Origin of the sequence: Paenibacillus sp. RS8 (assembly GCF_041956825.1) — a bacterium.
Classification (GTDB): Bacteria; Bacillota; Bacilli; order Paenibacillales; family Paenibacillaceae; genus Paenibacillus_AQ.
This window is the reverse complement of sequence record NZ_CP168131.1, coordinates 848,214-863,611: the sequence shown is the minus strand read 5'-3', so window position 1 is coordinate 863,611 and position 15,398 is coordinate 848,214. Positions and strand designations below refer to the sequence as shown.

Here is a 15,398-nt window from a genome sequence, read left to right as displayed (position 1 = left end):
GATAATGGTATTATTATAAAATGTCAGTATTAAGATAGGCTCCATGTCTTTAGTTTGCTGAAAATGTCAAGCGATATATTGTCGCCGGCTAGCGCAAGCCGTACGGCAAGTTTTGTGCGAATTGGTTCTCTATGCTCTGGCGTAGCGAGTGTTACGCGGTAATAGATAATAGCGCATAAACTGTTGCTTGGTGACGTATAATATGTACGTTTTGGGCAAATCTACTGGATAAGGAGTATTTTGGTCATGGATAAGTGCGCTCTTTTTTCGAAGATTTCGATAAGGGCTTTTCTTTTATTTATGACTGAATCCTTGTAGTATGGTTCCATTATACGGTTCCAAACAAGGGTTCGCAATCAATTTTTAAGTGAGTAGACATGAGGGGTGAGTAAAGTTGGCAGGACATCTTGTTCAGTATGGTCGACGCACTCGGCGGAGCTATGCGAGAATTAACGAGGTACTCGAGGTCCCGAACCTGATCGAGATCCAACAAAAATCGTATGATTGGTTTTTGGAGGAAGGATTGCGGGAAATGTTTCAGGACATCTCGCCGATCCAGGATTTCACAGGTAATTTGGTACTAGAGTTCATTGATTACAGCCTGGGTGAACCAAAATATACGGTTGACGACGCTAAAGAGCGGGACGTGACGTATGCGGCTCCTCTGCGTGTAAAGGTGCGGCTCATTAATAAGGAGACCGGTGAGGTCAAAGAGCAGGAAGTGTTCATGGGAGATTTCCCGCTGATGACGGAGACCGGCACTTTTATTATTAACGGTGCGGAACGGGTTATTGTCAGCCAGTTGGTTCGCTCTCCAAGCGTCTATTTCAGCACAAAAGTGGATAAGAACGGCAAAAAAACCTACACCGCCACAGTAATCCCGAACCGCGGAGCCTGGTTGGAACTTGAGACCGACGCTAAGGATATTATGTATGTTCGTATCGATCGGACTCGTAAAATTCCTGTTACCGTACTTTTGCGTGCTCTCGGTTTCGGTAGTGATGCCGAAATTCTGGAATTGCTTGGCAATGATGAATATATTCGCAATACGCTGGATAAAGACAACACGGACTCCACGGAGAAGGCGCTTATTGAAATTTACGAGCGTTTGCGTCCGGGCGAACCGCCGACACTAGACAATGCCAAAAGTTTGCTGGTCGCGCGTTTCTTTGATCCAAAACGCTACGACCTAGCCAATGTAGGCCGTTACAAAATCAATAAAAAGCTACACATTAAGAACCGTCTTTTCAATCAACGTCTTGCTCAGCCTTTGGTTGACGAAGCTACAGGAGAAATCCTGGCAGAGTCCGGCCAAATGGTCGATCGCAGACTGCTTGATGAATTGATCCCATATTTCGAAAAGAATGTTGCCTTTAAAAACTACCGTGTTACTGGTGGGGTTATGGACAGCGAAGATATTCCTCTTCAGACGATTGACGTATTCTCGCCAATTGAAGAAGGTCGGGTTATTAAGCTGATCGCTAACGGCAACATCGACAAGTCTGTTAAGCACATTACTCAAGCTGATATTATATCCTCGATCAGCTACTTTATTAATTTGCTTCACGGAATTGGTAATACCGATGATATTGACCATTTGGGTAACCGTCGTCTGCGTTCTGTGGGTGAACTTCTTCAGAATCAGTTCCGTATCGGTTTGTCCCGTATGGAGCGCGTTGTGCGTGAAAGAATGTCGATTCAGGATGCTAATGCAATTACGCCTCAAGCTCTGATCAATATTCGTCCGGTTATCGCGTCCATTAAAGAGTTCTTCGGTAGCTCTCAGTTGTCTCAATTTATGGATCAGACGAACCCGCTTGCGGAACTTACGCATAAACGTCGTCTATCTGCACTCGGACCCGGTGGTTTGACACGTGAGCGCGCGGGCTTTGAAGTTCGTGACGTCCATCACAGTCACTACGGTCGGATGTGTCCAATTGAAACACCGGAAGGTCCGAACATTGGATTGATCAACTCCTTGTCTACCTTTGCTCGTATCAACGAATACGGCTTTATTGAAGCTCCATATCGTTGGGTAGATCCAAAGACAGGTAAGGTAACTGAACAAATCGATTATCTGACTGCTGATGAGGAAGATAATTATGTAGTTGCTCAGGCTAATGTATTGATCGACGAAGATGGCTCCTTTAAGGAAGACATGGTAATCGTTCGTTACAATAAAGACTCTGACAACATTACAACGATGCCAAGTAATCGTGTAGATTACATGGACGTTTCGCCTAAACAGGTCGTATCCGTCGCTACGGCGCTCATTCCGTTCCTTGAGAACGATGACTCCAACCGCGCACTGATGGGATCTAACATGCAGCGTCAAGCCGTTCCACTTCTAATTCCTAAAGCTCCGCTGGTCGGAACAGGGATGGAGCATAAATCCGCTAAGGATTCTGGCGTATGTGTTGTTTCTAAGTATGACGGTATTATCGAACGTTCTTCAGCTAATGAAATTTGGCTGCGCCGGGTTGAAACAGTCGAAGGCAAAGAAGTTAAAGGCGATATCGTTAAATATAAATTACACAAATTTATGCGTTCTAACCAAGGTACCTGTATTAACCAACGTCCTCTTGCTAAAAGAGGGGACATTGTTAAGAAAGGTGATATCCTGGCAGATGGTCCTTCCACAGAAATGGGCGAACTTGCTCTTGGCCGCAACGTTGTCGTTGCGTTCATGACTTGGGAAGGTTACAACTACGAGGATGCGATCCTGTTAAGTGAGAAACTAGTTAAGGAAGATGTATACACTTCGATCCATATCGAAGAATACGAATCTGAAGCTCGTGACACTAAACTGGGGCCTGAAGAAATTACTCGTGATATTCCAAACGTGGGTGAAGAAGCTCTGCGCAATCTTGATGAGCGTGGAATCATCCGTATCGGTGCGGAAATCAGCGCTGGTGACATTCTGGTTGGTAAGGTTACTCCGAAGGGTGTAACTGAACTGACAGCAGAAGAACGTCTCCTGCACGCTATCTTTGGTGAGAAGGCTCGTGAAGTACGGGATACCTCTTTACGCGTTCCTCACGGTAGTGATGGTATTATCGTGGACGTTAAAGTATTTACACGTGAGAACGGTGATGAACTGCCTCCTGGTGTAAATCAATTGGTTCGTGTCTATATCGCTCAGAAACGTAAGATCTCTGAGGGTGACAAAATGGCCGGACGTCACGGTAACAAGGGTGTCGTTGCCCGTATCCTGCCAGAAGAAGATATGCCGTTCCTTCCGGACGGTACGCCAGTACAGGTTGTACTTAACCCTCTAGGCGTTCCTTCTCGTATGAACATCGGACAGGTGCTCGAGGTCCATATTGGTATGGCCGCATTGCGTCTGGGTATTCACATTGCAACGCCGGTATTTGACGGAGCGCGTGAGTACGACGTGTTTGATACGATGGAAGAAGCAGGTATGCAGCGTAATGGTAAGACTGTATTGTACGATGGTCGGACAGGTGAACGCTTCGAACGTGAAGTTACTGTCGGCGTCATGCATATGATTAAACTGGCGCACATGGTTGATGATAAGATTCACGCCCGTTCAACAGGTCCTTACTCATTAGTTACGCAACAGCCGCTGGGTGGTAAAGCTCAGTTTGGTGGACAGCGTTTCGGGGAGATGGAAGTGTGGGCGCTTGAAGCTTATGGTGCTGCATATACATTGCAAGAAATTTTGACCGTGAAATCCGATGACGTGGTTGGTCGCGTGAAAACGTACGAATCCATCGTCAAAGGTGAAAATGTACCGGAACCAGGTGTTCCTGAATCGTTCAAAGTATTGATCAAAGAACTGCAGTCCCTGGGTATGGATGTTAAGATTCTTAGCGGTGACGAGCAGGAAATTGAAATGAGAGAATTGGACGATGAGGACGAGACGTCAGGCGACAAGCTAAGCCTCAATTTAGAAGGCGCAGAAGTCGGAGTAGAATAATCACGCTAGGAGCTTTAGAGTTCCATTTTATAAAGGACCGCGCCCTCTTTTGATGTAACAGTCAGAGGAGGGCAAAGCGGTACTAAATCAGGATTAGGTTAAGGAGGGTTGCTCCTTGTTGGACGTTAACAATTTTGAATTTATGAAAATCGGACTCGCTTCTCCGGAGAAGATTCGTTCATGGTCCCGCGGAGAAGTTAAGAAACCGGAAACCATTAACTATCGTACATTGAAACCGGAAAAAGAGGGTCTTTTCTGCGAGCGTATCTTTGGACCGCAAAAAGACTGGGAATGTCATTGCGGTAAATACAAACGTGTCCGTTATAAGGGCGTAGTCTGCGACCGTTGTGGCGTTGAAGTTACTCGTGCTAAAGTTCGTCGTGAACGTATGGGTCACATTGAATTGGCTGCTCCGGTATCTCATATCTGGTACTTCAAAGGTATCCCAAGCCGTATGGGCTTGGCACTAGATATGTCTCCAAGATCTCTTGAAGAGATTATCTACTTCGCTTCTTATGTTGTAACTGATCCAGGTGAAACACCATTGGAAAAGAAACAACTTTTGTCCGAAAAAGAATATCGTAGCTACCGTGAAAAATACGGTTACGGTTTCCAAGCCGGCATGGGTGCTGAAGCTGTTAAGAAGCTTCTTCAAGACATCGACATTGAGAAAGAACTGGAATTCCTCAAAGAAGAACTGCGTACGGCTCAAGGCCAACGTCGTAACCGGGCGATCAAACGTCTGGAAGTTATTGAAGCATTCCGTAACTCAGGCAACAAACCTGATTGGATGATCATGGATGTACTACCGGTTATTCCTCCGGAACTTCGTCCGATGGTTCAATTGGATGGTGGCCGTTTTGCTACGTCTGATTTGAACGATCTGTATCGTCGTGTTATTAACCGGAACAACCGTCTGAAAAGACTGCTTGATCTTGGTGCTCCTGACATTATCGTGCAGAACGAGAAACGGATGCTACAGGAAGCTGTCGATGCTCTCATCGATAACGGCCGTAGAGGACGTCCTGTAACGGGTCCAGGTAACCGTCCACTTAAATCACTCAGCCATATGCTGAAGGGTAAACAAGGACGTTTCCGTCAGAACTTGCTCGGTAAACGGGTTGACTACTCTGGACGTTCCGTTATCGTTGTAGGACCGTACCTGAAGATGTATCAGTGCGGACTTCCTAAGAAAATGGCGCTAGAATTGTTCAAGCCTTTCGTTATGAAAGAATTGGTTAACAAGGGCCTAGCCCACAACATAAAGAGCGCGAAACGTAAAGTTGAGCGTGTAAGTCCTGAAGTATGGGATGTACTTGAAGAAGTAATCAGAGAGCACCCAGTACTTCTAAACCGCGCACCAACACTTCACCGTCTCGGTATTCAAGCTTTTGAACCGATTTTGGTGGAAGGTCATGCTATTCGTCTTCACCCACTCGTATGTACGGCTTACAACGCCGACTTTGACGGTGACCAAATGGCGGTGCACGTTCCTCTGTCAGCAGAAGCTCAAGCGGAAGCACGTATTCTCATGCTTGCATCCGGTAATATCTTGAACCCTAAAGACGGAAAACCAGTTGTAACACCTTCCCAGGATATGGTCCTTGGTACTTTTTACCTGACCATGGACAACAAGGAAGAAAAGGGTTCAGGTATGATTCTGCGTACCGTAAATGAAGCTGTATCAGCTTACCAACGCGGAACTGCAGGTCTCCATGCTCGTGTAGCTATTCCAGTTAAGGCACTAGGCAAAACTTGCTTTACGGAAAAACAACAAGGTGCAATGTTGATTACTACGATCGGTAAGATTATCTTTAACGAAATTTACCCAAGTAGTTTCCCTTATATCAATGAGGCGACAAAGACTAACTTGCTGCAAGGCACGCCAGAAAAATACTTCATCTACGAAAAAGGCGCAGACATTCGCGAGTTGATTGAATCCGCTCCTGAAGCCAGCGCTGTAGGTAAAGAATATCTGGGTCTGATTATCGCTCGTTGTTTTGAAACTTATCATACAACCAAAACCTCTATGATTTTGGATAAAATTAAACAACTCGGCTTCACTTACTCCACACGTTCTGGTGTTACAGTTGCCGTGTCGGATGTTATCGTGCCTGAGGAAAAAGTTACGATCTTGAAAGAGTCCGAAGCTAAGGTTGATGTGGTAGCAAACCAATATCGCCGTGGTCTGATCACCAATGACGAACGGTACGACCGTGTTATTGAGATCTGGTCGAAGACGAAGGATGATCTTACGAACATCCTGCTTAAATCGATGGACCGTTTCAACTCTATCATGCTCATGGTTGACTCCAAAGCGCGGGGTAACAAATCGCAGATTACCCAGCTGGGTGGTATGCGTGGTCTGATGGCAACACCTTCGGGTCGGATTTTCGAATTACCAATTAAAGCGAACTTCCGTGAAGGTCTTACGGTCTTGGAGTACTTTATCTCCACTCACGGAGCGCGTAAAGGTCTTGCCGATACCGCACTTCGTACTGCTGACTCCGGTTACTTGACTCGTCGTCTCGTTGACGTAGCTCAGGACGTTATCGTCCGTGAGGAAGATTGTGGAACGGACAAAGGATTTACAGTTAGTCGAATTCAGGATGGTAAAGAGGTTATTGAGGATCTGTATGACCGTATTGAAGGTCGCTACTGCTTCGAGACTGTTCGTCATCCAGAAACAGGCGAAATCATTGTTCACCGCAACGATTTGATTGACTCCGATAAAGCGGAAGCAATCGTAGACGCTGGTGTAACTAAGCTACAAATCCGCTCTGTACTAAGCTGCCGTGCTCGTCATGGTGTTTGTAAGAAATGTTACGGTCGTAACTTGGCAACTGGTAAACACGTTGAGATCGGTGAAGCGGTTGGTATTATCGCTGCACAATCTATCGGTGAACCAGGAACCCAGCTTACCATGCGTACGTTCCATACCGGCGGTGTTGCCGGTGATGACATCACGCAAGGTTTGCCGCGTATTCAAGAGTTGTTTGAAGCCCGTAACCCTAAAGGTCAGGCTACAATCAGTGAGATCGATGGTGTAATCAAGGAAATCCGTGAAACTAAGGATCGTCGTGAAATCGAAGTTCAAGGTGAAGCAGAATCCAAGACTTATTCCATTACTTATGGATCACGTCTACGTGTCAGCGAAGGCCAAGAAATTGAAGCCGGCGATGAGTTGACAGATGGTTCGATTGACCCTAAAGAAATGCTGCGAATCAAAGGGATCCGTGGGGTACAAAACTACATTCTGCAAGAAGTTCAGCGTGTATATCGTAACCAGGGCGTTGAGATCAATGATAAGCACATTGAAGTTATGATCAAACAAATGCTTCGGAAGATCCGTATCATTGATGCAGGTGACACAAGTCTGTTACCAGGCGCGTTTGCGGATATTCATGAATATGAAGGTGCTAACAAGGAAGCCATCTTGTCTGGTAAAGAGCCTGCAGTTGCTAAACCAGTCTTGCTCGGTATAACCAAGGCGTCTCTTGAGACAGATTCCTTCTTGTCAGCAGCGTCTTTCCAAGAAACTACTCGCGTCTTAACAGATGCTGCTATCAAAGGCAAAGTAGATAAGTTGCTTGGACTCAAAGAAAATGTTATTATCGGTAAGTTGATTCCTGCCGGTACTGGTATGAATCGTTACCGTAATGTTAAACTAAGTGATCCAAATGCAGAAAGCGCGCTTGAATCTTTAGAGACGGTTCCTGCTGAATAAATTAGCAACCATGGTAGTGTACTCGTGTCATACCTATTCATAGGTGTGACACGAATATCTGCTGTGTACAATATTTATAAAAATTATTGCTGAATTTCTTGACACCATCTATTGATAATGCTAAAATGTCTAAGGTGCGTGAGTAGCCATGTTATCCTTGTTCATTGGAGGTAATGATTATGACTGATGATAGAGGACTACAGGATGCTCAGGTCAAGATCGGTACCAAACAAACCGTCAAGGCGGTAGAGTTGGGCCAAGCCGCAGAAGTCTATGTGGCAGAGGACGGAGATCAAAGGCTTACTTCCAGGATAGTTATGCTTTGTAACAAACAAGGTGTTAAGATCACATATGTGGATACGATGCTGAATTTGGGCAAGGCCTGCGGAATAGAAGTTGGCGCTGCGATGGCAGCCGTCTTAAAACAATAGCTACGGAAATGTTTTTGTACTGGAGTAAACTCCAGCGGCAAGAACTTTTCATTTGTCTTTTTATGAACCGCCTGGGTCTGTGGGCTTAGAGTTCTTAAATCGGCTATCATTTCAGGAAGGGGGTGGCAACAACATGCCAACAATTAACCAATTGGTTCGTAAAGGCCGTCAAGCCAAAATCGAAAAATCTAAATCTCCCGCTCTTCAAAAAGGGTATAACGCCCTCAAGCGTGAGGCTACAAATTTGAGCGCTCCGCAAAAACGCGGTGTGTGCACTCGTGTTGGTACAATGACTCCACGTAAACCAAACTCAGCGCTTCGTAAATATGCCCGTGTTCGTTTGACGAATCGTCTCGAGGTAACAGCTTATATCCCGGGTATCGGACATAACTTACAAGAGCACAGTGTAGTATTACTTCGCGGAGGTAAAGTAAAGGACCTTGCAGGGGTTCGTTACCATATCGTTCGTGGTGCATTGGATACAGCAGGTGTAGCTAACCGGATGCAAGCTCGTTCTAAGTACGGTGCTAAACGTCCTAAGGCTAAGAAATAAGAAAAAGTACTAGAATAATAAACATTTAAGAAAGGGGGATATCCATGCCACGCAAAGGTCCAGTTACTAAGAGAGACGTATTGCCAGATCCGTTGTATAATAGCAAGTTGGTTACTCGTTTGATTAACCGCATTATGCTGGGTGGTAAAAGAGGTGTCGCTCAAAGCATTCTGTACAATTCATTCAAGTTGATTGAAGAACGTACGGGTAAAGATCCGATGGAAGTTTTCGAAGCTGCCATCAAGAATATCATGCCGGTTTTGGAAGTCAAAGCTCGTCGTGTCGGTGGTGCTAACTATCAAGTACCTATCGAGGTTAAACCAGAGAGACGTACTGCTCTGGGATTACGTTGGCTCGTAAACTACTCTCGCAACCGCGGTGAGAAGACGATGGAAGAGCGTTTGGCGGCTGAGATCATCGACGCTTCCAACAACACAGGCGCTTCTGTTAAGAAACGCGAAGATACACACAAAATGGCTGAAGCAAACAAAGCGTTCGCTCACTACCGTTGGTAGGATTAAGGTCATTCAAATAACTTATATTTTGAAGGGAGATCCATTTCATGGCTAGAGAGTTCTCCTTAAAAAATACACGTAACATCGGGATCATGGCGCATATTGATGCTGGTAAAACAACTACCACAGAGCGGATTCTTTTCTATACAGGCCGTACGCACAAAATCGGTGAAGTTCACGAAGGTGCTGCTACAATGGACTGGATGGAGCAAGAACAAGAGCGCGGAATCACGATTACGTCCGCTGCTACCACTGCTGCGTGGAAAGGTCACCGCATCAATATCATTGATACCCCAGGACACGTTGACTTCACTGTTGAAGTTGAACGTTCCCTGCGTGTATTGGATGGGGCAGTAGGTGTATTTAGTGCAAAAGAGGGCGTAGAACCTCAGTCTGAAACCGTATGGAGACAGGCTGACCGTTATAACGTTCCACGTATTGCATATGTGAACAAAATGGACATTATCGGTGCGGATTTCCTTAACGTAATCGAAACTATGCGTGATCGTCTTCAAGCCAATGCAGTTGCTATTCAATTGCCAATTGGTGCTGAAAGTGATTTCACTGGTATTATCGACCTTGTTGAGCAAAAAGCACACATGTTTAGAGATGATCTAGGCCAAAACATCGAAGTAACGGATATTCCGGAAGAATATTTGGCCAAAGTTGAGGAACTGCGTCTCGAGTTGATCGAGAAAGTTGCTGAACTTGATGAAGATCTGACTATGAAGTACCTGGAAGGCGAAGAAATTACAGTTCCGGAAATTAAAGCTGCACTGCGCAAAGGCGTAGTTGAAGTTAAATTGTTCCCTGTAATTGTTGGATCCTCCTACCGTAACAAAGGAATTCAGCTTATGCTGGATGCAGTTGTTGATTACTTGCCATCTCCTCTTGACGTTCCAGCTATCACTGGACATCTTGATGATGGAACTGAAGCAGTTCGTCATTCTTCGGATGAAGAACCGTTTGCAGCTTTGGCATTTAAAATCATGACTGACCCTTATGTAGGTAAACTTACGTTCTTCCGTGTATACTCTGGTATTCTAGAGTCCGGATCTTACGTAGTTAACGCTACTAAGAACAAGCGTGAACGTATTGGTCGTATTCTTCAAATGCATGCTAACAGCCGTCAAGAGATTTCCATCGTGTATTCTGGCGACATCGCTGCAGCAGTTGGTTTGAAAGACACCAGTACAGGTGATACACTGTGTGATGAGAAGCATCCAGTAATTCTGGAATCAATGAACTTCCCTGATCCGGTTATCGAAATCGCTGTTGAACCAAAAACAAAAGCTGACCAAGATAAATTGGGCGTTGCTCTCGGTAAATTGACTGAAGAGGATCCAACTCTTCGTGCTCATACTGATGAAGAAACAGGCCAAACTATCCTGGCTGGTATGGGTGAACTTCACTTGGACATCATCATCGACCGTATGCGTCGTGAGTTCAAAGTAGAAACCAATGTGGGTAAACCACAGGTTGCTTACCGCGAAACGTTCAAGGCACCTGCTCGCGTCGAAGGTAAATTTGTACGCCAATCTGGTGGTCGTGGTCAATACGGTCACGTATGGGTTGAATTTGAACCCCTCGAGCCAGGTACTGGTAGCAAATTCGAAAGTAAAGTTGTTGGTGGCTCGGTTCCTAGAGAGTACATCGCTCCTGCACTTGCGGGTATCGAAGAACAAATGAAAAACGGCGTACTTGCAGGCTTCCCGCTTGTAGACGTTAAAGCTACCATCGTTGATGGTTCTTACCATGATGTCGATTCCAACGAAATGGCATTTAAAATTGCCGGCTCGATGGCACTTAAAGCAGCTAAAGACAAGTGTAAACCTGTCCTGCTTGAGCCAATCATGAAAGTAGAAGTAACTGTTCCTGAGGAATATATGGGTGATGTTATGGGTATGCTGAACTCCCGCCGTGGCCGTATCGAAGGTATGGATTCCCGTGGTGGAGCGCAAATTATCCGTGCTAAGGTGCCTCTTTCCGAAATGTTCGGATACTCTACAACTCTACGTTCTGGTACTCAAGGACGTGGCGTATTCTCAATGGAGCTTTCTCACTATGAAGAAGTTCCTAAATCCATTGCGGAAGAGATCGCTGCTAAGAACAAAGGCGTAGAATAATTACTAGTTTTAACTTGCCGTCCGGGTATAAACACTCAGTCATCTAAGATAAACATATAGGCGGACGGCTCAAATATAAGGAACCCCACATTAAGGAGGAACTGTTCAAATGGCAAAGGCAAAGTTTGAACGTAACAAACCGCACGTTAACATCGGTACTATTGGTCACGTCGACCATGGTAAAACGACTCTGACTGCTGCAATCACTACTGTATTGTCCAAAACTTACGGTGGCGCAGCTATCGCATTCGATCAAATCGACAAAGCTCCTGAAGAGCGCGAACGTGGTATCACAATCTCCACTTCCCACGTTGAATATGAAACTCCTAACCGTCACTACGCTCACGTAGACTGCCCTGGTCACGCCGACTATGTTAAAAACATGATCACTGGCGCAGCGCAAATGGACGGAGCTATCCTGGTTGTATCCGCAGCTGATGGCCCTATGCCACAAACTCGCGAGCACATCCTGTTGTCCCGTCAAGTAGGTGTTCCATACATCGTTGTTTTCTTGAACAAATGCGACATGGTTGAAGACGAAGAGTTGTTGGAATTGGTTGAAATGGAAGTTCGTGACTTGCTGAGCGAGTATGACTTCCCAGGCGACGACACTCCAATCATTCGTGGTTCTGCTCGTGAAGCTCTTCAAAACCCAGATGGTGAATATGCTAAGAAGATTGTTGAAATGTTCGAAACAATCGACGAGTACATTCCACTTCCAGAGCGTCAAACTGACAAACCATTCTTGATGCCTGTCGAAGATGTATTCTCCATCACTGGCCGCGGTACTGTGGCAACTGGTCGCGTAGAACGCGGAACAGTTAAAGTCGGAGAAGAAATCGAAATCGTTGGTATTCACGAAGAAACTAAGAAATCCGTAGTTACGGGCGTAGAAATGTTCCGTAAATTGCTGGATTCCGCTCAAGCGGGCGACAACATCGGAGCTTTGCTTCGTGGTGTAGACCGTACTATGATCGAGCGTGGCCAAGTATTGGCTAAACCGAACTCTGTTAAACCACACACTGAGTTCACTGCTCAAATCTACGTTTTGACTAAAGAAGAAGGCGGACGTCACAAACCATTCTTCACTGGTTACCGTCCACAGTTCTACTTCCGTACAACTGACGTAACTGGCATCATCAACTTGCCAGAAGGTACTGAAATGGTTATGCCTGGTGATAACATCACTGTAACTGTTGCTTTGATCTCCCCTATCGCTATTGAAGAAGGTACTAAATTCTCCATTCGCGAAGGTGGCCGTACAGTTGGAGCAGGTAGCGTAGCTTCCATCCAAAAATAAATTAGATTCTATCTGCGGGTAGACTCTGAATCATAGTGCCCCGGATTCTTCTTGCGGAGAATCCGGGGCTTTTTGTGTTCAGAAAATCATAATATATTTTTCGACATTTAATGATAAATAAAACGTATTAATATGAGTTATTTCTACATAATTCGTCAAAATACATCAATCAATTGTTTACAATTATACTAATCATAGAGTAAAATGAAGGAGGATTAATAATGTAAAAATATAGGAATTAAGGGAGAGTGGTAATATGGGGAAATGTCCTTTTTCCTTCATGCATGCGCTAACTGCACGTAATAACAATGTGGATTCTCCTGCCTCTCATTCCTTAGATATCAAGGATCAGAGCAAGCCTACTGAGTTTTTATTTCATACTATTGAAGGTCATGGCGAGCTCAATGAACAAATGAAGATGATTGATCTAACTGAATCAGATTTGAATTTATTGCGTAGGGTGAAGCCTATTGTTGAACAGAATATAGACTACATTACTGATCAATTTTACAATTCGGTGTTAGGTGTTAATAAGCTTGAGGCCATAATTTTGAAGCATAGCAGCATCGAGAGATTGAAAACAACGCTCCGAGAGCATATCATTGAAATTTTTGATGGCAAAGTTGATGATGAATACATAGCAAAGCGCTTGAAGATTGCTAATATTCATAAAAGGGTCGGACTTGAGCCGAAATGGTACTTATCCGCTTTTCAAAATCTTCAGAACGTATTTATACAAGTTATCTATAAAGAAACCAATGATGACAAAGCACGCCTACAAGTAGTTCAGACTGTGACTAAGCTGCTAAACCTCGAGCAACAACTTGTTTTAGAGGAATACGAGAAAGAGAACGTCAAAGAAAAAGAACAACAGTACTTATTGGTTAAAAATGAATTAAAGCAGAAAATTGCTGAATTTAGCAGCGAATTAATAGATTTTAGCATCGATACAAATGCCGCTGTGAAGCAGCTAGTAGCCAGTAGTAATGAAGTAAGTAGAACATTCCAACGTACAGCTAGATCCTCTGTAGAGTCACAGGGGCTGGCTACAGATGGACATGAACATTTGGATAGCTTAACAGGACAGATTAACCTTATTTATCAAAGCACTAGTGAGATGGAACACTCCATTTATGAATTAAGCAATTCCTCTAAACAAATACAAAAAATCGTAAACTCAGTGAAAGATATAGCTGATCAAACTAAAATCCTTTCTCTTAATGCAACAATAGAAGCTGCTAGAGCCGGAGAGCACGGTAGAGGGTTTAGTGTAGTTGCCCAAGAAGTTAGTCGGTTGGCAGAAGATACGAAGAATACTGTAATTCAGATCGCGGAGCTAACTAATAAATCGGGCAGTCTCACACAACAGGTTGTTGATGAGATACGTAAGGTGCAAGAGCTAACCAAAAGTGGAAAGCATCAATCTCTTGAGACTAGTCTTTTGTTTTCCGATATTGTAGAGGCAATGAGCAGTAGCACACAGGAGATAGTTGTAGTAGAAGAAGAAATAAGGACATTGATTCAGACTATAGAAGGAATAGGTACAGCAACAGCGCAGACAGCGGAGTCAGCTGAGTTTTTCAAGTCTGCAACTGAGAATCTCTAACCTATATAATAGAAACAAAACAACGTATGAAAAAAATATGCGTTGTTTTGTTATTTTAGCTTGCAATACTGCCGCCTATTATATATAATAATAAATGTTGTTCTGAGACGTTGCGATGATGTGAGAGGTTACTGACACACCCGGCCCCTTTGCCATGGGGACGAGGTCAGAAAATTTTCACGGAGTATGTCCGATACCAAATTGGGCGATAGAAGGAGGGACTAAAATGGCAAAGCAAAAAATTCGTATTCGCTTGAAAGCATACGACCACAGAATTCTTGATCAATCCGCTGAGAAGATTGTTGAAACAGCAAAACGTTCGGGTGCAGGTGTATCCGGGCCGATTCCGTTACCAACTGAGAAGCAAATCATTACTATTCTCCGTGCGGTACACAAGTACAAGGATTCCCGTGAACAGTTTGAGCAACGGACTCACAAACGTTTGATCGATATTGTGAACCCAACACCACAAACTGTGGATGCCTTGATGCGCTTGGATCTACCGTCCGGTGTAGATATCGAAATCAAATTGTAATTCATTTTTAGCAACTTAGGAAAAGAAAAGAGGTGTCAACATTGAAAGGTATCTTAGGAAAAAAACTCGGTATGACTCAAGTGTTTACTCCAGAAGGTAACGTAATTCCTGTTACTGTTATCGAAGCAGGACCTTGTGTAGTACTGCAAAAGAAAGACCTGAATATCGACGGATATGAAGCAGTGCAATTGGGCTTTTCTGATAAAAAAGAAAAACGCTCCAATAAGCCTGAACAGGGTCACGCCAAAAAGGCAAATGCAACACCTAAGCGCTACGTTCGTGAAATTCGCGGTGTTGACCTCGGGTCTCTCGAGGTTGGACAAGAACTGAAAGCTGATATTTTTGCTGAGGGCGAATTTGTTGACGTAACTGGTACATCTAAAGGTAAAGGTTTCCAAGGTAACATCAAACGTTGGGGACAAAGCCGCGGACCAATGGCACACGGATCGCGTTACCACAGAAGACCAGGTTCCATGGGTTCTATCCAAGCTAACCGTGTTCCTAAGGGCAAACGCCTTCCAGGACATATGGGTCACACGACTATTACGGTTCAAAAGCTTGAAATTATCAAGGTTGATGTTGAACGTAACGTATTGCTGGTAAAAGGCGCTATCCCAGGTCCTAAAAACAGCTTCGTGAAAGTTAAACAAACCGTTAAGAAATAA

Annotated in this window: 10 protein-coding genes; all 10 read left to right on the top strand. The window is 44.4% G+C overall.

The annotated features are described in order from the left end of the window. The first annotated feature begins 394 nt into the window (after nt 1–394). The 10 genes from rpoB to rplC all read left to right on the top strand — a co-directional run bounded on the left by rpoB (nt 395) and on the right by rplC (nt 15,398). The gene (gene rpoB, locus ACDZ28_RS05225) at nt 395–3,940 is read left to right on the top strand and encodes a DNA-directed RNA polymerase subunit beta (RefSeq protein WP_042131231.1); all 3,546 of its coding nucleotides are present in this window, start codon (nt 395–397) and stop codon (nt 3,938–3,940) included. A gap of 115 nt (nt 3,941–4,055) precedes the next feature. Beyond that, nucleotides 4,056–7,667 carry a DNA-directed RNA polymerase subunit beta' gene (gene rpoC / locus ACDZ28_RS05220; protein ID WP_042131230.1) on the top strand — a complete coding sequence of 1,204 codons (3,612 nt, stop codon included), beginning with the start codon at nt 4,056–4,058 and terminating at the stop codon, nt 7,665–7,667. A gap of 179 nt (nt 7,668–7,846) precedes the next feature. Beyond that, nucleotides 7,847–8,098, top strand: coding sequence for a ribosomal L7Ae/L30e/S12e/Gadd45 family protein (locus tag ACDZ28_RS05215; RefSeq protein ID WP_042131229.1), 252 nt, complete (start codon nt 7,847–7,849; stop codon nt 8,096–8,098). Between the two features lie 133 nt (nt 8,099–8,231). Further along, nucleotides 8,232–8,651 carry a 30S ribosomal protein S12 gene (gene rpsL, locus ACDZ28_RS05210; protein ID WP_036680518.1) on the top strand — a complete coding sequence of 140 codons (420 nt, stop codon included), beginning with the start codon at nt 8,232–8,234 and terminating at the stop codon, nt 8,649–8,651. A gap of 44 nt (nt 8,652–8,695) precedes the next feature. Next, nucleotides 8,696–9,166: a 30S ribosomal protein S7 gene (gene rpsG / locus ACDZ28_RS05205; protein WP_036680520.1), complete on the top strand. Its 471-nt coding sequence runs from the start codon at nt 8,696–8,698 to the stop codon at nt 9,164–9,166. 47 nt (nt 9,167–9,213) lie between these two features. Next, a complete protein-coding gene (gene fusA, locus ACDZ28_RS05200; RefSeq protein ID WP_042131228.1) occupies nt 9,214–11,292 on the top strand; it encodes an elongation factor G in 2,079 nt (692 codons plus the stop codon). Nucleotides 11,293–11,401: 109 nt separating this feature from the next. Beyond that, complete coding sequence (tuf, locus tag ACDZ28_RS05195) at nt 11,402–12,592, top strand: elongation factor Tu (protein ID WP_042131227.1); 1,191 nt, start codon at nt 11,402–11,404, stop codon at nt 12,590–12,592. Between the two features lie 256 nt (nt 12,593–12,848). After that, nucleotides 12,849–14,198 (top strand): globin-coupled sensor protein, encoded by a 1,350-nt coding sequence (locus ACDZ28_RS05190; RefSeq protein WP_042131226.1) that lies wholly within the window; start codon nt 12,849–12,851, stop codon nt 14,196–14,198. Nucleotides 14,199–14,424: 226 nt separating this feature from the next. Next, nucleotides 14,425–14,733, top strand: coding sequence for a 30S ribosomal protein S10 (gene rpsJ, locus ACDZ28_RS05185; protein WP_017692074.1), 309 nt, complete (start codon nt 14,425–14,427; stop codon nt 14,731–14,733). 41 nt (nt 14,734–14,774) lie between these two features. Next, nucleotides 14,775–15,398, top strand: a complete 624-nt coding sequence (gene rplC / locus ACDZ28_RS05180) for a 50S ribosomal protein L3 (RefSeq protein WP_036680532.1) — start codon at nt 14,775–14,777, stop codon at nt 15,396–15,398.